A 22,306-nucleotide genomic window follows, 5' to 3' on the forward strand; every position below is an offset into this window, starting at 1 on the left:
CGACCGGTGCGCCCCCGATGTTTTGTTGCCCAACGGTGAGAAATGATACGGAGCCGTTAGAAACGGGAATCATAAGAGGAGGGGGATTGTGGGGCCGCGCAATCATCCGCAGGGTCATCTTAGCGGGATGATTTCCCTGTTGGCACCCCTTCTATACTGGTCGGCGAAGAGGATAGAAAGGAGAACTTCCCATGAGCAAGCCCCATCCTACTTTGGCCTTGCGCCTTGATCTGGACGAGCGGTTGGTAAACCACGATCTGCGCCTGGAGATCGACCGCTGCTACTCCTATCTCGGCACGCCGGTGGTGCGCACGCACCCGGCCGCCGAGGGCGCCCCGGAAAACATCATGGTGGCCACGGTGCGCGTCGGCGCCCGGGAGTACCTGGACGCATCGGTTCCCGGAGCCGACGAGCTGTGGAACGACTACATCGAGCACTGGCTGCTGAACCAGGTGCACGCCCTGGAGAACCAGATGAAGATCTTCAACCGCCGCCAGCGGGAAGAGGGTCGCGACGAGCTGTTGTTCACCTGGCTCGATGTGGAACTGGCCGGCGGCCGCCTCACGGTGCGCCTGCGGCTTGATTCCGCCTGCGGTATTGATCCGGCCGACAGCGTGTGGGTGGGCCGCGTGCGCCGCGCCCTGAACGAGGGCCGCCTGGGCGACGACGTGGTGCGCGTGCAGCTGCCCTCCGACACCTCCTACGAGGCTCAGCTCGCGGCCGGCCTGGCCGCGAAGGCGGCCCGCGAGGCCGCCGAGGCCGAGGCGGCGGCCGAAGCCGCCCAGCGCGAAGCGGCCGAGGCCGAGGCGGCCGAGGCAGCGGCCGAGGAGGCATTCCTGGCCTCCCCCGCCCTGTTGGCCGAGGCGGCCGAGGCGGCGGCCGAAGCCGAGGAAGCGGCCGACTTGGTGGTGCAGGCCCGCATTCGCGAGGATTTGGCCGCGGCCGAGCGCGGCGAGACGGACAAGACCGCCGAGGAGATCATCGCCGAGCGCATCGCCGAGGAGGCCCATCTGGGCGAGGATATTCAGAAGAAGTACGCCCTGCCCCAGGCTGATTTCCCCCTGACCTTCGATCAGTGGACCGTCATCTACGACGATGGCTCAACCCGCGACTTTAACGCCACGACCGGCGTTTTGGCCGAAAGCTAGGAGGCGCCATGATTTCCGTGATTGACGAGATCGCCGCCTTTACGGGCCGCGTCGCCAAGGTGAGCGGCGCGGTGCGCACGGGCAAGACCGAGGCCCTGGTGCGCCGGGCCGCCGCGGCCGTGGCCGCCGGTGCCACCCCCGAGGATATCCTGCTGGAAACCACCACGGCCGAGGGCGCCCGCTGCGCCCGGGTGCGCCTGGCGACCGCCCTGGCCGATGCCGGCGTGGCCGAGGCCGAGGCTACGGCGGCCCGCGTGCACGTGGCCACGGCCGACGAGGTGTGCCTGGAGGTGCTGGCAACGGCCGAGGCCCGCGCGTTCACGGGCCGCGCACCCCGGGTGCTCGCCCCCTTCGAGTACAACTTCTTCCTGGAGGACATGAAGACCCTGGGCCAGCCGGCCCGGCGCCTGCGCTCGGTGCTCGGCCAGTTCCGCCGCCAGTGGTGCGCCCTGGCTCCCGAGGACGAGTGGCTCGTGCCCGGTGATGAGGAAGAGGCCCTGCGCCACAGCGAGCGGCTCCTCAAGGTCATCGACGCCATGCTGCCCGAGGAAGTGGCCTATCTCTGCGGCACCTACCTGCAAAGCGAGGCGGGCACCGACGCCCGCGCCCGCTTCGCCGTAGTGCTCGCCGACGACTTCCAGAACCTGTCGGCCGCCCAGCAGACCTGCCTGTGCCTGCTGGCCCGCGACCAGCTCATCGTGGCCGGCAACACCGACGAGACCGTGGCGGTCGCCACCGCCTTCCCGGCTCCCGACGGGTTTGCCACCTTCGACACCCTGCGCCGACATGTCACCACCTTCACCCTGGTGGAAGCCTTCGGCAACCCCAACGTCACCGCCTTCTGCGATGCCCTGGGCACCGCCGAGGCCGCCGATAAGCGCACCGGCACCATCCGCGACATCGCCCTGGTGAAGTGGAACACCCCCGACGACGAGTTCAACGGACTGACCCGCTACCTGTTCGCCCTGAGCCAGGAGCGCGACGAGGCAGCCGTGCGCACCGCCGTGGTGGCCCCGAACAAGCAGTGGGCCGCCGCCTTTGCCCAGATGCTCGCCCGCCGGGGCTTCGCCGTCTCGTCCCTGGGCTTCGACACCATCGGCGGCGACCCGCGCGACGTGAACCGCGCGAAGGCCATGATGGCCTACACGGCCCTGAACCTGCTGGCCGATCCCGCCGACGCCGCCGCCTGGCGCGCTTGGGTGGGCTTCGGCAACTACCTGACCTTGAGCGACGGCTGGGACGCCCTCATCGCCTGGTGCGACGAGCAGGACGCCACGCCCCTGGAGGCCCTCGCAGCGGCGGCTGCGGCGGCCGATGCCGGTGCCGAGGAGCCCTTCCTGCGGGCCTTCGCCCTGGCCGAGCGCTACGAAGCGGGCCAGGCCCTTCTGGCTGCCCACGGCGCCCGCACCGGCTTCGGGCTGCTTACGGCCGTCGGGGCCGCCGGGCTGCGGGAGTTCGCGGCCGTCGAGGAGGCCATGGTGGGCGACGAGGACGCCGCCGCCCTGTTCGCCCTCATCCGCGACCGCCAGTTCGCCCCCACCCACACAGCCGACCCCCGGGCCGTGGCCGTGAGCTCCTACGAGCAGATGGTCGGCTGCTCCTACGACAGCCTGTACCTGGTGGGCTGCGTGGACGGCTTCATGCCGGCCCGCGACGCCTTCGAGGTGGTGGCCACCGACGCCGATCGCGCCCGGGTGCGCGACACGGGCCGCCGCCTGTTCCTGAGCGCGGCGGGCAAGGCCGGCGACACCCTGACGTTCTCTGCCTTCGCCAAGGCCGACTTGGAACTGGCCGAGCGCACGAAGATGCAGGTCATGCGCGTGCGCATGGAAGAGGGCCGGCGCATCGCCTGCCTGCGCCCCACCGACTTCATCGAGGAGGCCGGCGCGGCAGCCCCCATCACCGTGGGCGGCCAGGCACTCCTCGCCGACATGGGCATCGACTAAGCCCCGTTGGCGCTGGCTGTGCCCAGCGCGCCCGCCCAAAGCGGGCACACCTCAGGTGTAGTTACGAAAAAAGGCCTCGTCACGAGGCCTTTTTCTCTGGGCAATTTCAGGTTCTTCAAACCCTCTTTCCGCCCCCAGATATGCGTCGACCCCGCGAGGGGGAGGCGGGGTCGACAGAAGGAGGGGAAGAAAAGGGGGATGGTAAAGGGATGGCCGTCGGGCATCGCGCAGAGCTCGGCCCGCGCGGCGCCCGGGCAGCGGGCGCGGAGGGGACTTACTCCTCCACGGAATCCAGCAGCTCGCGCAGAACGGCGCCGTCCTCCTCGATGGTGCCCAGAGTCAGCTGGCCCAGACCCTGGTAGAACAGGGTCTTCGAATGCAGGCGCATGTCGGTGACCAGCATGGGCACCCAGTTCAGCAGGTGATTCTCCAAAAACTCGTAGGAGGTGCGCAGATAGGCCACGGCCTCGTCCTCGGCCCCGTCGGCCAGGGCCTCGGCGGCGCGCAGGGCCATGCGCTGCATGAACTCCAGCTCCAGGGCGATGTGGTCCTCGGCCTCGTTCCAGTCGCCGCGCTTCAGCTCGTTCTCGCGCAGGGTGGCCAGCACCTCAGCTCGGGCCTCCTGCATGAGCAGGCGGCGCTCGGAGGTGTACACGCTCTCATAGGGGTAGGCGGCCGAGTAGCCGTTCACGCCGTGGCCGATGAAGGTGCGCACGTAGTCGATGGCCAGCTCGGTCACGGAATCTTCCCATGCGCGGCGCAGGTACTCGAACAGCTGGTGGTAGCCCTCGTCCACGGTGGCGTTGCCCGTGGCCGTCGGGAAGCGCATACCCTGCAGCTCGCGCAGGGTGGCCAGATCCACTTCCTCGCGGAACAGGCGGGCGAGCATGCCGTAGGCCTGCGCCCGGCTCTTCATGAGGTCGATGAGATTCACGTCTTCCATGGTTTAAGCCTCCTTCGCGGCTTTCATCTCGGCGAACAGGGTGCGGCCCAGGTCGGTCAGCTGCCAGCCCTCGCGGGCCCACACGGCGCAATCGGTGGCCTGGAGCACGTCCATGAAGTGCTGGCCGTAGCGCTTCGGCTTCTTCGTGATGGGGAAGGTGTCGGTCAGCGCCTCGATGGCGCCCATGGACTGGGGAGCCTCTTCCAGCAGCGCCATGACGGCCTCGTACACCTCGCCGTAGCGGGCCTCGTCGCTTTCCAGCACCACGGAGCGGAACTGGTCGCCGCTCAGATACTCCTGGCGCAGGGCCAAAGCCTCGTCGGTGGCGCGCCACACCGGATCCACAGTCTCGCGAATCTCAAGGTAGGCCACGCCGCCTTCCGCATCCTCGGCCACCTCGGTGGTCTCGGGCATCTCCAGCACGAGGGCGCCGGCGCGCTCCAGCATGCGGCACAACGTCATGGGGGCGTACACCGAGCGGTTGTCGCGCATCCACTCGTCCACCTTCGCGGAAATGGCGCTGGCGGCGCAGCCGCCCTCGGCGAGTCCCACGATGTTCATGAGCACCCGGCGATGGCTCGGGTTCTGCCGCACGAGGGCCCGCAGCGCCTCGGCCACCGAGCCCTGGCGCTCCGGCGTGTACACGGCGGCGCGATGGGGCGTCTCGGGCATGTTGCGCAGGGTGGGGTAATCGATGGTGTCGTAGGGATTCTCGTCGTCCATCCATTCCTGGTCGATGGCCGTCTCGTCCACCGCCAGGGGGTCGAACTCGTCGTCGAAGTCGAGCAGCGTCAGGGTCCCCTCCCCCGTCGCCGTTGCAGAATATGCCATGGGGCACCTTCCTTCTCTTGCGCGACGGCACCGGGCGAGCCGGGCCGTCAACCTATCCTCTTCGCTCTCCATTCTAGTGAGCGGGGCGGGGCCGTCTTCATACGGGGAGGCCGTATCTGCTGGTCACGGCATCATCCTCCCGTGATGATTTCACCCCATGGCGAGGATGATTCCGCCCCACAGCAGCCCCTTTGCCCTTGACGCTCCGCGCGAGCGCGCCATAATGGATGTGCGTTGCGAAACTGCGGGGCGACCAACCAAGGGAGCACTTATGACCAACGCAGCATTCGGCAAGAAGACTCTTGCCATCGCGGTTATGGCCAGCCTTTGTGCGGCCCTGATCGCCGTCCCGGCCTATGGTTTCTACCATGTGCACGACGACGGCGTGTCGGACGGATCGAAGGGCCTGGGTGCCTGCGAGGTCTTCGCGGTGGTCGACGAGACCGCCGTCGGGGGCGACGTGCACTCCGACCTGATGTTCGTGCCGGCGGGCAGCACGGCCGATGTCGTCCTCACCGAGGGCGTCATCTCCAGCGAGAACCAGAACGGCCTGGATGCCATCCACAACTATGATGTGCAGTCCATCGCCGACTATCTCGCGGCCAACGGGTACAACTACACCGTTGCGGTGTACCCGACGGGCGAGGCCCAGACCTACAAGGATGCGGAGGGTGCCTACGCCGCCACGTCTCAGAACGTGAGCGAGGCGTACACCGCCGCCTCCAAGGGCGACGGCAGCACCGTCGTCGATCGCTACGACAACGTGGTGATCACGGTGACCCAGTAGGGCACCAGCTCATTGGAGGGCCGTCCTTTCGTCGACCAGCGAAGGGGCGGCCCTCGGCCCTCTCGGTGCGAGCAGGGCGGCAGAGACCGGGGATTGGCGCTTGACCGGGGGACGGCAGCCATCTATAATCCGCTGGCTCAGCGTTAATGGAGTCGTCGCCGCAGGCGATGGGGCAGGTAAAGGGGGCGTTATGGGTTTCCATGTGCCGCGCGTCACTATTCGCGTCGATTTCGGCAAGGAGGCATCCTTCGGGGAGCTGAGCCTCATTTCCCTCGGTTACGGGCTGCACCAGGCCTGGATCTACAGCTCCATGTTCGACAAGAGCGGCATCTTCGGCAGCACGCCCCTGGAAATCACCCCCTTGAACGGCGAGCTGTCCCTGGCCTACTTCGCCTCCATCCTCATCTATGGGCTGGTGCTGCTCATAGCGAGCATCCTGGACACCCGACTCATTCGTCTCCTCCACGCCACCCCCGTGCTGGCCGTGGCCGCCGGCCTCGGTTGCCTTGGCACCCTGCTCCTGCTTGATCCCTCCCAAGGGGCCCTCGATGGCACCGTTTTGAATGTCGCGTCGGGCGCACTCACGGGCGCGGGCTCCGCCATCCTGCTTCTGGCCTGGGGTATTGCCTTCGCCCGGCGCGATTCGGCCTCCATCATCATCAACGGAGCCCTGTCCATCGCCATCGGCTTCGGCGTGTATGGCCTGGTGCTGCACCAGGCGCCCTTCCCCTTCAGCGGCATTGCAAGCGCCCTCATTCCCCTGGCTGAGCTGGCCCTGCTGCTCGTACTGCGACGCCGCGTCAGCCTTGATTTCGACAACCGCCGCCTGCTGTTCCAGCCCCTGCCCATCAACCACGCCCGCTTCGTGTTCCGCTTCGGCATCCCCGTGTTTCTGCTGGGCATGGCCCTCGGCATCATGCGGCAGACCTCCATCAGCACCGTGCTGCCGGGCACCGTTTTCGATGACCAGGCGCTTCTGTTCGTGACGGCCTGCTGCGCCATGGTCATCATCATGGTGACCTTTTTGGCCCTCGGCGGCAACGAGCGCTGGCACACCCTGTTCCGCCCGCTTCTGCCCTTCATCGCCGTGACGGCGGTGTTCATCCCCTTCACGGCCGAGGGCAACTCGTTCTGGGGCACCTCCATCGTGCTGATGGGCTACATGTCCTTCGAGGCCCTTATGTGGATCTTCTTCTCTGAGCTGGCCCAGCGCTTCCGCCTCTCCCCCATCTTCGTGTTCGGCCTGGGACGCGGCGTGATGGCCCTGGCGGCCCTCGGCGGCTCATCGCTGCCCCTGTTCACCGGCGGCATTCCCCTGGTGACTACGTTCGGAGACCTGGGTACCGTGCTCATCGTCATCATCGCCATGATGCTGGCCTACGCCCTGCTGCCCGACGAACGGGAAATGGCCCGCATCCTCGCCGTGGACCCGCACCAGGTGGCCGCCGTGCGCAATATTCCCCGCGCCCCCTTGATCGAGGTGCGCGAAGGGGCCGGCACGGAAGATGGCACCGATGGCATGGAAGACGACGTAGAAGAAGAGATCGGAAGTCCCGTCGCGCTTTCTTCCGGGGAAGAGGCGCCGGGCCGGGAAGCCGCCCTGCGCGATGGGGGCGTCCCTGGCGCGATTGCTCCTCAGAGCGTTGTTGGGAACGGCACCCCGGCTGATGGCGGCGCCTTCGGAGACGGGAGCACCTTCCCCGTTGCGTCCGCACCCCGAGAGGCAACGGCCGCTCCAAGCCCGATAGCCGCGCAGGGTTCCCCGACCGATGTTTCCCCGTCAGGCGCCCCAGCCATGCCGGGCGCGACTGCCATCCCGGGCGCCGTGGGCGACCCTACCGCTCCCGCTGCCCCTGGCGCGCCGGCCGCTCCGGCGCAGCCCTCGGCGGCCCGTCAGGCCATGGACCCCTCCCGCTCCATCTTCGCCGACAGCGAGGGAGGCGCCACCGCGGCCGAGGACGAGGCCCGCCGCAGCCGCTTCCGCGAGCGCTGCGAGATCGTGGCCAACACCTACCTGCTGTCGCGCCGCGAGAACGAGGTCATGTACTACCTGGCCCGCGGCTACAAGTCCACCTTCATCCAGCAGCAACTCTACATCTCCGAGGGCACGGCGAAGACCCACATCCGCCACATCTACCGCAAGCTGAACATCCACAGCCAGCAGGACCTCATCCGCCTCATCGACGAAGTAGAACTGTAAGGCCCGAGCGCCTGCCCGACAACACAATCGAGCACCCTTAGACGCGGAAAGCCCCCGGCGGGGGCGATTCGCGTTTGCAAGGGGTTTGGGGAAACGAACCGCGCCCGCCGGGGGCTTTCTCGGGAGGGTCAGTCAAGATCGAGTGCAGCGGAACCATAACGCTCAAAACCGAGACCGGGCGTAGAGGAGATGCCGGGTGTTCCAACCGAGCGAGTTCCGCAGCGACCGGAACAGTCCAGTGGACTGTTCCGCAAAGCGAGGACTGTCTGAGCGAATTGGAATGCCCGGCAGCTCCGACCGGGAGGGGCCGCAAGCCGCGAGCCCCTCCCGCTGGGCCGCTAGAAGAACGGGTACACTGACACGCCGGTCATGTAGAAGACGACGCGCAGGGCGATGGCGCTCGCGAGCACGCAGCCCGCACCCACGGCGCCCCACACCTTCCAGTCGCCCTTGGCCCTGCCGATAAAGGCGCTCGCCGCGCCGGCCACGGCGGCGATGATGGCCACCACGGCCGCGCCCACCGAGGCCCCAGCGAAGGGCGCCGTGGAGCCGTCGGGGGTGATGTCGAGGGTCGGGCTCGTGGGATCGAACCAGAACTCCACGGCGGCGTAGGAGCCGGCTGTGGCCTGCATGGCCACGAGGTAGGCCACCGCCAGCACGAGGTTCGCGCACTGGCCGATGACATTGGCCCGGGCGTCCAGATCGGAGGCCTCGTCGCGCACGGCGCAGATGAGGGCCATGGTGGCCGGGCCGAAGGCGCAGGCCGCGCCCAAAAGCGAGCCGATCTGCAGCAGGGAGTCCCAGGCCGGCAGCGAGGCCATCATGTAGGAGTGGCCCATGACGACCACGAGCACGACGGCCACGACGATGCCGACGGCGGACAGCCACGCCGGCACCTTCGCCTCACCGCCACGGCGCAGGTACACGAAGTACACCACCATGACCACGGCGAGCACCACGATGGCGATGAGCTCCTGGGTGATGCCGCTGGTCATGTGACCGAAGCCGTTGAAGATACGCTCCCAGTGCTCCAGGTGGAAGAACACCGCGATGCCGCCGACGGCCAGAAGCGCCGCCGAGCCGATGAGGGCCGGCATCTGGGCCTTCGCGCCCCGGCCGCGCAGGGCCCACAGGCACTGGGCGCCGAACAGGCCGGCCGCCCACGCGAGCAGCGTCGTAAACAAGATAAGGGGCCATTGCAGTTCCATTATTCCCCACCCTTCCATTCTCTATCGCGCAGGATGTAGGCGAAGTGCGGGCCGTTGCCCACGTCGGGCAGATGGTGCACATCGCCGTCGGCGTACTCCTTCACCATGTCGCCCAGCTTCACGCGGTTGCCGGTGTACAGGTTGTCGTAGGAGCGGTCGGTGTCGTAGCCCACGGCCGGCGCCTCGAAGGAATCGATGCCGCCGTCCAAGTCGCCGAAGAAGCGGGCACGGCCGCCGCACTGGATGACGCACTGGGGCAGGCCGCCGGCGGCGGTGATCTGCTCGCAGAGCGTGCACTTCTCCACGACGCGCTCCTCCTCGTTCAGGTAGCGCACGCCGTAGGGGCAGGCCATGGCGCAGAACTGGCAGCCGATGCACTTCGACTTGTCGATCTGCACGGTGCCGTCCTCGAGCACATGGGAGGCGCCCGTCGGGCACACCTTCACGCACTCAGGGTTCTCACAGTGCTGGCACTGCACGGGCAGGTAGTACATCTCCACGTCGCGGGCGCTCGTGGCGCCGGCCTTCTTGCTCGGGCCGATGCGCAGCACCTTGTTCCAATAGCTGCCGATGGGCACGTTGTTCACGGCCTTGCACGCGACCATGCACGCGAGGCAGCCCACGCAGCGGTTCAGGTCGGTGACGATAGCGTTCGTTGCCATGGCTTTAGGCCTCCTCTCGAATATCGTAGTTGGGCAGCCATGCCTTCAGGCGCGGGTCGGAGGCATCGCAGATGATCTGGGTGCCGTCCTCGGGCGCGCAGGGAATGACCTGGCCGTCCGGGCAGTTCTCGGGCATGGCCTTGTAGATCTTCACCGGCACGCCGCGCATGTGGGAGCTTCCGATGAACTTGTCCTGGCCGTAGGGGTTCCAGATGCACTCGATGTTGGACAGCGTGAAGCCGTGGGTCGGCGCGGGAAGCTCCGGGAACCACCAGGCGTGCTCGGCGTTGGCCCAGCCCGGCGCGATGCCGTGGTACAGGTCGACGCACTGGCGCACCTTGCCCCACTCGGTCTCAATCCAGGCCCAGTCGCCCTGCTTGAGCCCGAGCTTCTCGGCGTCCTCGGGGTTCATCTCCAGGCGCGGGGCCGGCCACAGCTCGCGGCACCAGGGCAGCTGGCGATGCTCGCTGTGGAAGTACACGGGAATGCGGCGGCCGGTGGTGAGGATGATCGGGTACTCCTCCAGATCGATGGTGCCGCTGCCGGCCGCGGACACGGGCGGCTCGTAGTTCGGCATCATTTCCTTGATGACATCGAACTTGCCCGGCTCGGCCTCGTTGGCCATATCGAGGCACAGCGTCTCGAACTGCATGGACCAGAAGCTCACCAGGCCCGTGGGGGTGGGGCAGCCGAAGTTGTTCACCGGCTGGCCCGTGGCGGGATCGGTCGACCAGGGAGCGGCGGTGCAGGCGTCCTTGCCCATGCGCATCCAGCCGGTTTCGAAGCGGCGGTAGGTGCCCCAGCGCTCGGGTTCCACCACCTTCGCGTTGATCCAGCCGTTGTCCTGGAAGTCCTGGCGGAAGTCCTCCCAGTGCTCCCACTTGCAGCCCGGGTAGCGATCCGAGAAGCCCGACACCTCGTTATGGGCCTGGAACCAGTCCTCCAGACGGTCGTCGTGCAGGTAGGCGCCCGGGGCGTCGCCGGCGATGTTGGTCCAGGTGCCGTTCGGGTTGCCCTGCTTCTCCAGGGCCTCGAAGATGAGGCGGTTGATGTCGTAGTCGAACTTCGTGTCGGCCGGCGGCTCGATGGCGCGCTGGGTAAGCCCGATGCCGCCCGAGGCGCCCTGGGACACGCGGATGCAGTTCAGCTCGGTCCAGTGCTGGCAGGGCAGGATGATGTCGGCCATCTCGGTGCCGGGGTGGTGGAACATGTTGATGTCCACCCAGAAGTCCAGCTGCGAGAGCGCCTCCCAGGCCAGGTTGGCGTTGGACATGTTCATGAACGAGCCGGACTCGTTGATACCGCCGCGCAGGCGGTACTCGCCGTTGCCGAGGCAGGCCTCCCAGATGAGGGTGGCATCGGCCCACTCGCCGTAGTAGGGCAGCATGGGGAACTTGCTCGCGCCGATCATCTTGCCGTGCACATCGCGCTTGTCCGGGATGTTCATGGGGTCGATTTCCACGTCGTTCAAGTACATCGGCGGGCACATGGGCTCGCCGGTGAGCAGCTCCATGCCCTTCAGGGTGTACTTCACTTCCTCGGGCATGTTGGTGCCCGGGGCGGCCGTGGACTGCTCGTCCACAGGGGAGCGCGTAAGGCCGCGGTTGCCGGCGGGGCCGTCGAAGTTGCCCGAGGTGTAGATGAGGTTGCAGATGGCGCGCACCGTCTGGGTGCAGTTGCCGATCTGGTCGGGGGCCAGCTGCAGGTGGATGCCGCCGTTGCCGTAGGTCTGGCCCTCGGGGCGGGTCAGCCACAGCACGCAGGTCTCCTCGATCATCTGCGGGTCGAGGCCCGTGATCTCGGCGGCCCACTCGGGGGTGCAATCGGCCACGGAAGCGGCCAGGTAGCTCCACACGGGACGGGCGACGTGCTTGCTGCCGTCGGCCAGGGTCACCTCGTGGGTGCCTTCCAGATCGAAGTCGATGCCGGCCTCCACGAGCTCGTTATAGGAGATGGGCGGCAGGTAGCCCTCCTGGGAGGTGCCGGCGTACACCACTTCCATCTGCTCGCGGGTGGGGGCCACGTGGTTGCAGCCCTGCCACTGGGTGGTGTCGGCGTCCCAGTACACCAGGCCGCCGGCGCCGTTGTTGGCGTTCTTGTTCCAGGCCATGAACTTGTGGGGGCTGCCGCCGGCCACCAGATCGCTCTCCTTCAGAAGGCGCGTCTTCAGCTTCGTGCCGATGAGGTCCTGCAGCGGCGGCACGGCGATGGGGGCCGTCAGGTCCAGGTAGCGGCCGCCCGTGGGCTCCATGTCCTCCACCACCAGCAGGGAGGCGTCGGTCCAGCGCTTCACGAACTCCCAGTCCACCAGGTCCTTCTCGATCATAACGTGCTGCCAGGCCAGGGCGAGGGCCCCGTCGGTGCCCGGCTCCAGGTTCAGCCAGTAGTCGGCCTCCTTGCCCGAGCCGGACAGGCGCGGGTCGACGCAGATGTGGGTCTCGGCGTCGGTCATGCGGTCCACGAGGTTGCGGCAGCTGTCGTCGTAGTTGGAATTCTCCGGCGCGGTGCCCCACTGCACGTAGACGCGCGGCCCGTCACGCAGGGCCATCCACGGGGAGCCGTCCACCGAGCTGATCCAGCCCATGAGGCGGCGGGGACCCTTGCAGATCTCCGAGGCCACGTGGGCGTTGGGGGTCTGGAACAGCCACTTGTAGAACGCATAGGGCCCGTAGACCCACTGGCGGGAGGTGCCACACATGTTGAAGATGCACTCGCCGCCGTACTGGTCGATGAGCTCCTGGAACTTGGTGCCGATGGTCTCCATGGCCTCGTCCCAGGTGATGCGCACCCAGCCCGGGTCCTCGCCCTTGGGGTTGGTGCGCTTCATGGGATGGTAGATGCGGTCGGGGTGGTAGGCCGCCTGCAGCGACGACTGCGACTTGCCGCAGCAGTTGCCCGACGACTGGAACGACGACTGGTCGCCCTCCACCTTGACGGCGCGCCCGTTCTCCACCGTGACCCACACGCCGCACTCCATCTTGCCGCAGCCGCGGCAGCAGGTGCGCACGCGCTTGACCTCGCTGCCCTTGTTCGGCGCCTCGGCATCCTCGGCCAGCGCCGCACCGGGCACGGCACATCCGATGACCGCCGTGGCGGCCGTGGCCGCGGACAGCTTGGCGAAGATACGGCGGCTCAGGTTGAGCTTACCCATCTCTCCTCCTTTGTCTCTCTTCTCTTTCGGAAGCCGCTGGCGCGGTCTCCCACGTTGACATGGTGGCAAAATCGGGGTGCCACCGCATCATATGTTTGCCATGATTTTTAAGTTTCCCCTGCTCAATGCTGTCTTTCCCAGTAAAAAAGATGAGGGGTTCCCGGCTGGTTTCCCACTATAATTTTCCCAGGGGAAACAGGGCAGATTCCCCGCCATTTCCAGGGGAGGAACGGAAGCGCTGCCCCGCCCGTTCCATGGTTGCCAGTCAAGTCGAGGGGGCTCGCGTGAGATTCGACTACATCGCAGAGAACCTGCGCGCCCGACGCGCGGAAATCGGCTCGCACCCGCTGTCCCCGAACCGGGTGCTCGGCTTCACGCTCATCCGCGGTTGGGTATACCTCATGTTCGTCGGCGCCGCCGCCAGCTCCATGACGTGGACCGGCGAGGCCCTCCCACCCGTCTTCTACACCGTCTCCACCGCGAGCCTGTGCGCCGTGCTGCTCGCGAGCGCCCTGGCCGGTAACCGCTTCGTCCAGCTCATGCTGCACCCCGCCGCCCGTCTCGCCGGGCCCGTGCTCACCAGCGGGGGCACCCTGCTTCTGGCCTCTTCGGTCGGCGAGAGCGGCGCGGCCCTCATGTGCGGGCTTCTGGGCGCCCTCACCACGGGCATCGGCTCGGGCATCATCGATTTGGGCTACGGAGAGCTGTACCGCAACGAGCCGCCGGCCCGCACCACCTTCGAGGTGCCCCTGGCCTTCTTCCTGGCCGCCGTGGTGTTCTCCCTCGTCATCGCCCTGCCCCCGACCGCAGGCTGCGTCATCTGCTCGCTGTTGCCCGCCCTTTCCGGCTGGATCCTCTTCGGTCGCGAGCACGCCTGGTCCCGCCGGCACCGCGCCAGCGTGCTGCCCATCGACTTCGATCTGAAGTCCTTCGCCTGGCGCATCGGCGTGTGCGCCTGCCTCGTGGGCGTGGCCGATGGCATGGTGCGGGCCGCCTTCCTCTCGTCCAACAACCTGAGCATGCACATGTTCCTGCAATGGCCTCTGGCCGGGGCGGGGCTGCTCACCATGGCCATCGTCTACGGCGCCGCCATCTTGAGCTCCGAGCAGAGCGCCCGCACCATCTACAAGGCGGCCATCTTCGTCATGGCCTTCTTCTTCATGCTGCTGCCCGTGTTCACCGGCGCCCAAGACGTGGAAAGCGTGCTGGCCCTGGCCGGCTACGGCACCTTCAACGTGCTCATATGGATGCTGTTGGCGGAAATCTCCTACACCTACCGGCTCTCTTCCACCGAAGTGTTCGGCATCGGCTGGGCCATGGTGACCCTCGGCGTGCTGCTCGGCTCCATCGCCGGCATTGTGGTGGACCAGTTCGCCCCGTTCACGCCCCAGTTCCTCAGCCTCATCGCGCTCGTGGCCACCATGGCCGTGCTCCTGTCGTTTTTGTTCGTGTTCCGCGAGAGCGACCTCATCGACCTGACCGAGGAGCCCGAAGACGACAGCGCGAACGCTGCCGAGGAGGCAGCGGAGGGCAGTGCCGCCGCAGCGGCCGACGCGCCGAGCACCGAAGAGCCCCATCGGCCGCGCTTCCACGATCGCTGCCTGGAAGTGGCCGCCGCATTCGAACTCTCGCCGAAGGAGACCGAGGTCATGACCTTGTTCGCCAAGGGCCGTTCGGCCGCCCGCATCCAAGAGGAGCTGTTCATATCGAAAGGCACCGTGAGCACCCATTTGCGCCATATCTACCAGAAGATGGACGTCCACTCCAAGCAGGAGCTCCTCGACGTCATCGAAGACCGCGACCGGGGATAGCCCGAACGGCCCACCACCCCTCTTTTCCTTTTTCGGGCGTTCAGTATAATAGCGGGCTGGAAGGAGGGGGGTCATGGCTTTGAACGGACGTGCTGCGCTCATCGCGCTGGGAGCGGCCCTGAACCTGAGCACCTACGGCATCGGCGTCTGGGGCGAGAGCGTGCTGCTCTCCAGCGGCGCCTTCGTCGGCCCGGCCCTCGCCGCCCTTGCCGACACCTACCTGCTGTTCTCGGCCCTCGGCCTGTTCGGCGCCCTCATCCTGCGCATCGCCGTGGCCGCCCTCACCGAGAAGAGCAACCGCTACTACGCGACCTGCGGCCTGGGGCCCATGGCCTTAGGCGCGCTCCTCTTCCTGTCGGGGGCATGGAACTCCTCGGGGCTGCTCGTGGCCCTGGCCGCCTTCTGCGCGGGGTGGACCTTCGGGTGCCAGAGCCTGTTCTGGATGGCCTCGCTGTCCTTCGAGCCGGCTCGCGTCGGAGTGGTGTTTCCCCTGGAGCTTATCGGAGCCGCAGCGCTGAACGGCCTGTTCATCATCGGCTTCCTCGATCACCAGGGGCTCTTTCTCGGCCTGTGCATCGCCCTGTCCACCCTTTGCAGCCTGGGACTCGCCCGAAAAGATGCCGCTCTCGAGCGCCCGGCCGTCGCGCCCTTGGCCGGCGCCCTCGTGAGCTGCTACGTGCCGGGCTTCCGCGCCTTCGCCGAAGTGCTGTTCTGCGTCGTGGCCCTCCAGACCATCGCTCCCACGTTAAATTACATGGGGCTGCTCGGCGCCCTGGAGCCCGCCCAACAGCAGGTGGCCGTCATCGCCGCGAAGGCGGCCGCGGCCCTGGCCCTCGTGGCCATCCTTCGCTTCTCGCGGGCTCCCCTGTATTCGGTGCAGGTGTTCAAAGTGGTCACGCCCGTGCTCATCCTGCTGCTGTTCGCCGTGCCCTTCGCCAGCCCCGACTATCTGTTCGTGCTGCTCGTCGGCGGCTCCTGCCTGCACTTCATCGTCACGAACTCGCTGTTCTGCGTCGACGCCATCACCCTGGCCCGCAGCCGCAAGCTCGTGTTCGAGCTCTTCTACGGCGTGGGCTACGCCGTGCTCATGGCATTCTGCATCGTGCTGGAGAAGGTCATGCCCCGGCTGCTGGCCGCCTCGTCCTCGGCCGAGCTCCTGCTCGTCTTCGGGGTGTTCTTCTGCGTCTACGCCCTCTCCATGGCCTTCGTCCTCGTGCGCCGGCGCCGGCGCGACGGTGCCACGGCCACGGCGCCCTCCGCCCCCACCGAGGCCCCGGAGGCGCCGCACGCTTCCGCTTCCCCCACCGCCGCCGCGCCCGAGAAGGCAGTGCCCGAGCCGACCGCAGCCGATCGGGTGGCGGCCGTCCAAGAACGCTGCGGGCTTTCCGACCGCGAGGCCGAGATCGTGCTCCTCATGATGCACGGGCGCAACGTGCCGGCCATGGCCGAGGAGCTGGTCATCTCGCCGAACACCGTGCGCACCCACGTGAAGCGCATCTACCGCGCCTGCGGGGTGCATTCCCGCCAAGAGCTCATCGCCCACTGCGAAACCGAGGAACCCCTGGCCCGCGACGACGATTCCCCCAGGTAAATCACCTAGTAACCCATCATAATCACCCATTTTGAGACACGGTGGCGCCCCCTTCGTGCCCTATGGTTTCCCTGTCGCAGGAAGCGACGAGAGACCAAGGAGGGAACCTATGTCGAAGATCACCCGAGGCGGGCTGTCCCGCCGCCAGTTCCTGACCGGATCGGCGCTCACCGCCGGTGCCGTGGCATCGCTCGGCCTGGCCGGTTGTACCCCGAAGGCCCCGGCCGAGGCCCCCGCAGCCGGAGACGACCTGGCCGCCACTGGCGATAATGCCGCCAACGTGCGCGCCCATGCGGCCCAGCTCAACCCCCAAGGCGAGCCGAAACCGGTGCAGAACACCACCTGCCCCTCGCTGTTCACCGAGTGGAAGATGGGCGCGCTCACCTTGCCCAACCGCGTGGTGAAGTCGGCCGCCGGCTACATCGGCGTGACAAGCCAGGGCATCACCGGCGACTTGCACATGCAGCACTACGGCAAGCTGGCCGCCGGCGGCGCCTCGGTGGTGTACTGCGATGACTTCGCCGAGCTGTACGACCACTTCCGCGCCATTCCCGACGTGGGCAAGTTCACCGACTGGACCGATGCCGACCTGACCGCCTTCGCCCAGAACATCAAGGACAACGGGGCTGCGGCCGGTTACCAGCTGGCCACCATGGGCCTCGTGTTCAGCGGTTTCGAGCCCGATCCCACGGCCATCTTCCAGTCCTCGGACTGCATGGACATGACGGCCGAGGAGATCCAGAACCTCATCGCCGACACCATCAAGGCCGCTGCCACCCTGAAGCGCTGCGGCTTCGACTGCGTGGAGATCAACGCCGCCGGCGAGAACATCGGCCAGACTTTCATGTCCCGCAACCGCAACAAACGCGAGGACGACTACGGCCCGCAGACCCTCGAGAGCCGCACCCGCTTCGTCTGCGAGATCGTGCGCGGCATCAAGGCCGAGTGCGGCGCCGACTTCCCCGTCCAGGTGCTCATCAACGGCGTGGAGGAGAACGACAAGGCCATCGGCGACTCCGCCTTCTTCACCACCGTGGAGGAGAACAAGGAGATGTGCAAGCTCATCGAGGCCGCCGGGGCCGACTCGCTGCACATCCGCATCGGGCCCTGCGGCCAGCACGTGGCCGAGTTCGCCGGCGATCTGTACTTCTGCGGCACCGGCATCGAGGGCACCACGGGCTACGGCACCCAGTTCGACTTCACCCGCCATTGGCAGGGCATGCTGAAGGCCGACCAGTCGGGCCTCGGCGTCATGGTGCCCGTGGCCGCCGAGATCAAGAAGGCCGTGAGCATCCCCGTGGGCGCGGTCACCTACATGGACCCGGCCCGCGATCCGGAGTTCTTCGAGGGGCTCATCGCCAACGGCGAGCTGGACTTCATTCTCATGAACCGCCCGCTTTCCGTGGACTACGACTACCTGCACAAGCTGGAAGAGGGCCGCATCGACGAGATCCGTCCCTGCACCCGCTGCATGCACTGCCACTGGGACGCGGCCGACGACGGCAACCTCACCTTCAGCTGCCGCACCAACGCCGCCCATCCCTTCCGCTTCGTCACCGGCCAGCTGACCGGCGGTTACGACCCGGAGCCGGCCGCAGCGGCCAAGAACGTCGTAGTGGTGGGCGCCGGGCCGGCCGGTCTGGAGGCGGCACGCGTGGCCGCCGAGCGCGGGCACGCCGTGACCCTCTATGAGAAGAAGGGCTCCGTGGGCGGCCTGCTGGAATTCGCCAACAACGTGAAGGGCCCCCACGAGAACTTGGCCGTGCTGCGCAGCTACTTCGAGCGCCAGATGGAGCTGCTCGGCGTGAACGTGGTGCTGAACACCGAGGCCACGGCCGATATCATCGCCGAGGCCGCCCCCGATGCCGTGATTCTGGCCACGGGCGGCGTGCGCGACAGCCTGGGCCTGGCCGAGACGGCCGGCACGAGCGTGGTGGGCATCGACGACTTCATGATGGCCGATGTGGCCGAGGAGGTCGTGGTGGTGGGCTCGAACGCCCAGGCTATCGACGCGGCCATGTACCTGCTGGCCCAGGGCAAGGCCGTGTCGGTGGTCACGCCGAGCGCGGCGGAGGCCATCGGCACCGGCCACTCCTTCTGGGTGAAGACCTTCACCCAGCCGAACATGAAGGCCCTGGGCGTGCGCTTCTGGCCCGAGGCCGAGGTAGTGGCCGTGAACGATGGCTCCGTTACCGTGAAGACGGCCACGGGCATCCAGCAGGAGATTCCCTGCGGTACCGTGGTGGAGGCCCTGGACAGCCTGCCGAACCCGGCCCTGGCCGAGGAGCTCTCCTGCGAGGTGGTCACCGTGGGCGATGCCGCCCGGCCCTTCAACATCGGCGAGGCCATCTGCTCCGCCAACGCCGCCGCCCGCGCCCTTTAGCACGGGGGAAGCCCCGGCAGAGCGACACCCACCCGCGACACCTGGCGGCCGAGGGCGGCGGGACTCCCTTCGCACGGTTCCCGGCGCCCTCGGACCACCTGCACCCTCCCCGAGGCGGGCGACCCACCCGGATCGCCCGCCTCCCTTCGTCGCATCTCGCCCTCGGGTCGCCCGTCCATGGTATGATGCCCCGTCGAAGAGGGGAGGATCCGTGAACATCAATCAACTGGAATGGTTCTGCTTGGCCTACGAGACGCGGTCGTTCGCCAAGGCGGCCGAGAGCGCCTTCGTGTCGCGCCAGGCCCTGGGCAAGGCCCTGGCCCATTTGGAAGGCGAGGTGGGCGCTCGCCTGTTCGAGCGCAGCGAGGCCGGCGTGACCCCCACGGGCGCCGCCGATGCCGCCTACCCCATCGCCCAGCGCATCGTCGCCGACGAGCGGGCCCTGCGCCGCGCCTGCGCCGAGGCATCCCAAGCCGAGCGCCCCGCCCTGCGCATCGCCATCGCCAACGGCGTGCTCCGCTCGCTGCCCACGGGCCTGCTCGCCCGCTTGGAGACGGCCTTTCCCGCGCTGGATTTCTTCATCGAGAAGCACTACTTCCTGGAATGCTTCGATCGCCTCGAGGCAGGCGAGGTGGACTTCGCGCTCTGCCCCGCCCCGCGCGAGGGCGCCTACCAGCGCTGGTCCGTGGCTGAAGAGACCGTTTTCGTGGCCGCCGTCGACGCCCTCATCTCCTTCGACCCCGCCGCCTGTACGTTAGAAGACCTTGAAAGCCTCGTGTTCTTCCTACCCGGCGATCGCGGCCCGAACGACCTGGGGCTCGGCCGCGCCATGGCCGAGCGGGGCCTCACGCGCCACACGAACACCCAGTACACCGACTACGACTTCATCACCGAGAAGGTCATTGCCGGTCAGGGTGCGGCCCTGGCACCGACAAGTGCCCTGGCCCCCTTCGTCGAAGCCGGGCTGACCACCTTCCCCGTACCGGAGCCCACGGTGCGCTGGCGCGTGGAGCTGCTCGCCCGACAGCGGGAGCTCACTAAGGCCGAGCGCCAGGTCATCGCCTTCCTCACCGCACCGACGACCCGGCAGTAACCCGCGACCCGCCTCGCTCGGGGTGAAACCTTTGGTTGCACCCCGCAAGATCTTCGCTTCTTCCCGCCCCCGTCCTCCCCATGGTTGAATGGCCCCGTTGTCCCGGCGCCTGCGGGCGCCATCCCAGGAGGAGGAGAAACCATGACCCAGCATTCCGTATCCCGTCGCTCGTTTCTGCGCGGTGCGGGCCTCGCGGCCCTCGGCGCGGGCATCGCCGGCGCGGGCCTTTCCGGCTGCGCGCCCCAGTCCCCGGCCGTCGCAACCGGCGAAGAGCTCGCCAGCACGGCCGGCAGCGCCGGCGAGAACGATGTGATCTACCAGGCCCTCGTGAACCCCCAGGACTACGACTATCGCGCAAGCACGACCGATTTCGCCACACTGTTCTCGCCCTGGAAACTCGGGCCCCTGGAAATCAAGAACCGCGTGGTGAAGAGCGCCGCCGGCAGCGCCACCTACCTGGCCGGCTATACCGACGAGCTGCGCCAGTACTACGTGAACTTCGCCGAGGGCGGCGTGGGAATGATCTGGGTGGAAGGCGAGGCCTTTGCCATGCCCGCCGATGGCGGCCCGGTGCCCGAGGAAGCCGTTGCCTTCTTCACCGATCTGACCGACGAGCTGAAATCCCACGGCGCTCACGTCGGCTTCCAGTGGGCGCCCTTCGGCGTGGCCCCCTCGGAACTGACCGTGGAGGCCATCAAGGGCATCGAGGCCGCCGGTGCCGCCCTGGCCGCCCAGCTGCAATCCATGGGCTTCGAAGCCATGGAGATCAACGCCGCCGGGTTCAACCAGGGCGAGCAGTTCCTCTCCCGCTTCCACAACGACCGCACCGACGAGTACGGCCCCGACAGCATCGAGAACCGCGCCCGCTTCGTCGTGGAGTGCATTCAGGAGATCAAGAAAGCCTGCGGCAACGACTTCGTCGTGCAGGTGCTGATCGATCTGGCCGAGGAGAGTGACAACCTCACCAACAACCCCACCCTCATGGATCTGGATTGCGACCTGACCAAGCCTTTCAGCAAGACCACCACCGTGGACGAGGGTATCGCTCTGGCCCAGCAGTTCGAGGCGGCCGGCGCCGACTCCATGCACCTGCGCCTCGGGCCTTTGAGCAACCATCCCTGCCAGTTCGGCAGCGATCTGTACTTCATCGTCAACGGCATCGAGGGAGCCACGGGCTTCGGCACCCAGTTCGACTTCAACCGTCACTTCGGTGGCGAGCTCATCGGCAACCACAGCGGCGCCGGCATGACGCTGAACATGGTGGCCCGCTACAAAGAGGCGCTGTCCATCCCCTGCGGCGCCGTCACCTACATGGACCCGGCCCACGCCCCCGACTTCTTCGAGGAGGCCCTGGCCTCGGGCATGGTGGACTTCTATATGATGACGCGCCCGCTGACCGTGGATCCCGAGTACGTGAACAAGCTCGCCGAGGGCCGCGCTGACGAGATCATGCCCTGCACCCGCTGCTTCCACTGCCATATCGGCAGCAACGAGATGAACGCCGCCATGGGCTGCTGCCGCGTGAATGCCCTCACCCAGCGCGTCATGCGCGACGGAGGCCCGGCCACCTACGAGCTTGAGCCGGCCGCTACGGCGAAGAAGGTGCTCGTGGTCGGCGGCGGCCCTGCCGGCATGGAGGCCGCCCGCATCGCCGCCCTGCGCGGGCACGCGGTGACCCTCTGCGAGAAGAAGGGCTCCCTCGGCGGCCTGCTCTCCTTCGCTTCCCAGATCAAAGGCCCCCACGAGAACCTGGACGACTACCGCGCCTACCTGGAGCGCCAGTGCGAGCTGGCCGGAGTGGACGTGCGCTGCAATACCGAGGTGACCGCCGAGATGGTGGCCAGCGAGGCCCCCGATGCCCTCGTGCTCGCCTGCGGCGGCCTGCGTGGCAGCCTGGCCGTGGACGGTGCCACCGTGGTGCCCCTGGAGAACTACATGAATATGGAAGGCGACAATGTGATCGTCTGGGGCTCCAATGCCCAGGCCTTCGATATGGCGCTGTGGCTCACGGTGCACAAGAAGAACGTGACCATCGTCACCCCGAGCGGCGTGGACGAGCTGGATATGCAGCAGTCCCATCACGCCCAGCGCTTCATGACCACGAGCCTCTACGCCCTGGGCGTGCGCCCCTACACCCACGCCTCCATTACCGCCGTGGCCGACGGCTTCGCCACCGTGCACGCCGGCGACATGGACTGCGAGGTGCGCATCCCCTGCGACGCCATCGTGGACGCGGCCGACATGCTGCCCAACGACGGCCTCTTGGCCGAGGTGTCGGTGGCCGAGACCTATGCCATCGGCGACTGCGCGAGCCCCTTCAACATCGCCATGGCCGTCCGCTCCGGCAACGACACGGGCCGCGCGATCTAGCGATCCTCCATCGGTCTTAAGCCTCGGCGCGAACCATACCCTCCCGCGGCGGCCGGCCCTTCCCCTTGGGCCGCTCGCCATCCCTGTACCCTCCCCCATCTGGGCCAGTTCGTCTTTCCGAGCTGGCCCAGCTTTGTTACGATCCACACCCCAAAGATGCCTCTCTCACACCACCGACCTTT

The 22,306-nt window shown here is 67.5% G+C and carries 14 protein-coding genes; 9 read left to right on the forward strand and 5 right to left on the reverse strand.

Annotation, left to right across the window (positions count from 1 at the left end; all coding sequences use genetic code 11):
• Positions 1 to 191: 191 nt before the first annotated feature.
• Both ACTOXK_RS05350 and ACTOXK_RS05355 read left to right on the forward strand, forming a co-directional pair.
• Positions 192 to 1,148, forward strand: a complete 957-nt coding sequence (locus ACTOXK_RS05350) for a hypothetical protein (protein ID WP_482277013.1) — start codon at positions 192 to 194, stop codon at positions 1,146 to 1,148.
• 8 nt (positions 1,149 to 1,156) lie between these two features.
• Positions 1,157 to 3,094 carry a UvrD-helicase domain-containing protein gene (locus ACTOXK_RS05355; protein ID WP_482277012.1) on the forward strand — a complete coding sequence of 646 codons (1,938 nt, stop codon included), beginning with the start codon at positions 1,157 to 1,159 and terminating at the stop codon, positions 3,092 to 3,094.
• A gap of 274 nt (positions 3,095 to 3,368) precedes the next feature.
• Here ACTOXK_RS05355 and ACTOXK_RS05360 read toward each other — a convergent pair whose 3' ends face one another.
• Complete coding sequence (locus tag ACTOXK_RS05360) at positions 3,369 to 4,037, reverse strand: TorD/DmsD family molecular chaperone (protein ID WP_482277011.1); 669 nt, start codon at positions 4,035 to 4,037, stop codon at positions 3,369 to 3,371.
• A gap of 3 nt (positions 4,038 to 4,040) precedes the next feature.
• Positions 4,041 to 4,868 (reverse strand): hypothetical protein, encoded by an 828-nt coding sequence (locus tag ACTOXK_RS05365; RefSeq protein WP_482277010.1) that lies wholly within the window; start codon positions 4,866 to 4,868, stop codon positions 4,041 to 4,043.
• A gap of 271 nt (positions 4,869 to 5,139) precedes the next feature.
• On the opposite strand from ACTOXK_RS05365, the gene ACTOXK_RS05370 reads away from it, so the two are divergent.
• Both ACTOXK_RS05370 and ACTOXK_RS05375 read left to right on the forward strand, forming a co-directional pair.
• Positions 5,140 to 5,655, forward strand: a complete 516-nt coding sequence (locus tag ACTOXK_RS05370; RefSeq protein WP_482277009.1) for a LisH domain-containing protein — start codon at positions 5,140 to 5,142, stop codon at positions 5,653 to 5,655.
• Between the two features lie 190 nt (positions 5,656 to 5,845).
• Positions 5,846 to 7,855 carry a LuxR C-terminal-related transcriptional regulator gene (locus tag ACTOXK_RS05375; protein WP_482277008.1) on the forward strand — a complete coding sequence of 670 codons (2,010 nt, stop codon included), beginning with the start codon at positions 5,846 to 5,848 and terminating at the stop codon, positions 7,853 to 7,855.
• 338 nt (positions 7,856 to 8,193) lie between these two features.
• Here the strand turns inward: ACTOXK_RS05375 and ACTOXK_RS05380 are convergent, their stop codons facing one another.
• The 3 genes from ACTOXK_RS05380 to ACTOXK_RS05390 are packed head-to-tail and all read right to left on the reverse strand — an operon-like array spanning position 8,194 to position 12,876.
• Complete coding sequence (locus ACTOXK_RS05380; RefSeq protein WP_482277007.1) at positions 8,194 to 9,063, reverse strand: dimethyl sulfoxide reductase anchor subunit family protein; 870 nt, start codon at positions 9,061 to 9,063, stop codon at positions 8,194 to 8,196.
• A complete protein-coding gene (locus tag ACTOXK_RS05385; protein ID WP_482277006.1) occupies positions 9,063 to 9,725 on the reverse strand; it encodes a 4Fe-4S dicluster domain-containing protein in 663 nt (220 codons plus the stop codon). The genes ACTOXK_RS05380 and ACTOXK_RS05385 overlap by 1 nt, the downstream gene beginning before the upstream one ends.
• Before the next feature lie 4 nt (positions 9,726 to 9,729).
• Positions 9,730 to 12,876 (reverse strand): molybdopterin-containing oxidoreductase family protein, encoded by a 3,147-nt coding sequence (locus ACTOXK_RS05390; protein ID WP_482277005.1) that lies wholly within the window; start codon positions 12,874 to 12,876, stop codon positions 9,730 to 9,732.
• Between the two features lie 284 nt (positions 12,877 to 13,160).
• Here ACTOXK_RS05390 and ACTOXK_RS05395 point away from each other — a divergent pair, with 284 nt between their 5' ends.
• The 5 genes from ACTOXK_RS05395 (at position 13,161) to ACTOXK_RS05415 (ending at position 22,124) form a co-directional block, all read left to right on the forward strand.
• Complete coding sequence (locus ACTOXK_RS05395) at positions 13,161 to 14,687, forward strand: helix-turn-helix transcriptional regulator (protein ID WP_482277004.1); 1,527 nt, start codon at positions 13,161 to 13,163, stop codon at positions 14,685 to 14,687.
• Positions 14,688 to 14,760: 73 nt separating this feature from the next.
• Positions 14,761 to 16,278, forward strand: coding sequence for a helix-turn-helix transcriptional regulator (locus ACTOXK_RS05400; RefSeq protein ID WP_482277003.1), 1,518 nt, complete (start codon positions 14,761 to 14,763; stop codon positions 16,276 to 16,278).
• Between the two features lie 109 nt (positions 16,279 to 16,387).
• Entirely contained in the window at positions 16,388 to 18,661 is a 2,274-nt protein-coding gene (locus ACTOXK_RS05405) for an oxidoreductase (RefSeq protein ID WP_482277002.1), read from the forward strand.
• 211 nt (positions 18,662 to 18,872) lie between these two features.
• A complete protein-coding gene (locus tag ACTOXK_RS05410) occupies positions 18,873 to 19,754 on the forward strand; it encodes a LysR family transcriptional regulator (protein ID WP_482277001.1) in 882 nt (293 codons plus the stop codon).
• Between the two features lie 141 nt (positions 19,755 to 19,895).
• Entirely contained in the window at positions 19,896 to 22,124 is a 2,229-nt protein-coding gene (locus tag ACTOXK_RS05415; protein ID WP_482277000.1) for an oxidoreductase, read from the forward strand.
• Positions 22,125 to 22,306: the final 182 nt, after the last annotated feature.

Source organism: Adlercreutzia sp. (genome assembly GCF_056795635.1).

Coding starts and splice junctions, on each gene's coding strand:
- ACTOXK_RS05350 (WP_482277013.1), top strand. CDS start 192: ATGAGCAAGCCCCATCCTACTTTGGCCTTGCGCCTTGATCTGGACGAG.
- ACTOXK_RS05355 (WP_482277012.1), top strand. CDS start 1,157: ATGATTTCCGTGATTGACGAGATCGCCGCCTTTACGGGCCGCGTCGCC.
- ACTOXK_RS05360 (WP_482277011.1), bottom strand. CDS start 4,037: ATGGAAGACGTGAATCTCATCGACCTCATGAAGAGCCGGGCGCAGGCC.
- ACTOXK_RS05365 (WP_482277010.1), bottom strand. CDS start 4,868: ATGGCATATTCTGCAACGGCGACGGGGGAGGGGACCCTGACGCTGCTC.
- ACTOXK_RS05370 (WP_482277009.1), top strand. CDS start 5,140: ATGACCAACGCAGCATTCGGCAAGAAGACTCTTGCCATCGCGGTTATG.
- ACTOXK_RS05375 (WP_482277008.1), top strand. CDS start 5,846: ATGGGTTTCCATGTGCCGCGCGTCACTATTCGCGTCGATTTCGGCAAG.
- ACTOXK_RS05380 (WP_482277007.1), bottom strand. CDS start 9,063: ATGGAACTGCAATGGCCCCTTATCTTGTTTACGACGCTGCTCGCGTGG.
- ACTOXK_RS05385 (WP_482277006.1), bottom strand. CDS start 9,725: ATGGCAACGAACGCTATCGTCACCGACCTGAACCGCTGCGTGGGCTGC.
- ACTOXK_RS05390 (WP_482277005.1), bottom strand. CDS start 12,876: ATGGGTAAGCTCAACCTGAGCCGCCGTATCTTCGCCAAGCTGTCCGCG.
- ACTOXK_RS05400 (WP_482277003.1), top strand. CDS start 14,761: ATGGCTTTGAACGGACGTGCTGCGCTCATCGCGCTGGGAGCGGCCCTG.
- ACTOXK_RS05405 (WP_482277002.1), top strand. CDS start 16,388: ATGTCGAAGATCACCCGAGGCGGGCTGTCCCGCCGCCAGTTCCTGACC.
- ACTOXK_RS05415 (WP_482277000.1), top strand. CDS start 19,896: ATGACCCAGCATTCCGTATCCCGTCGCTCGTTTCTGCGCGGTGCGGGC.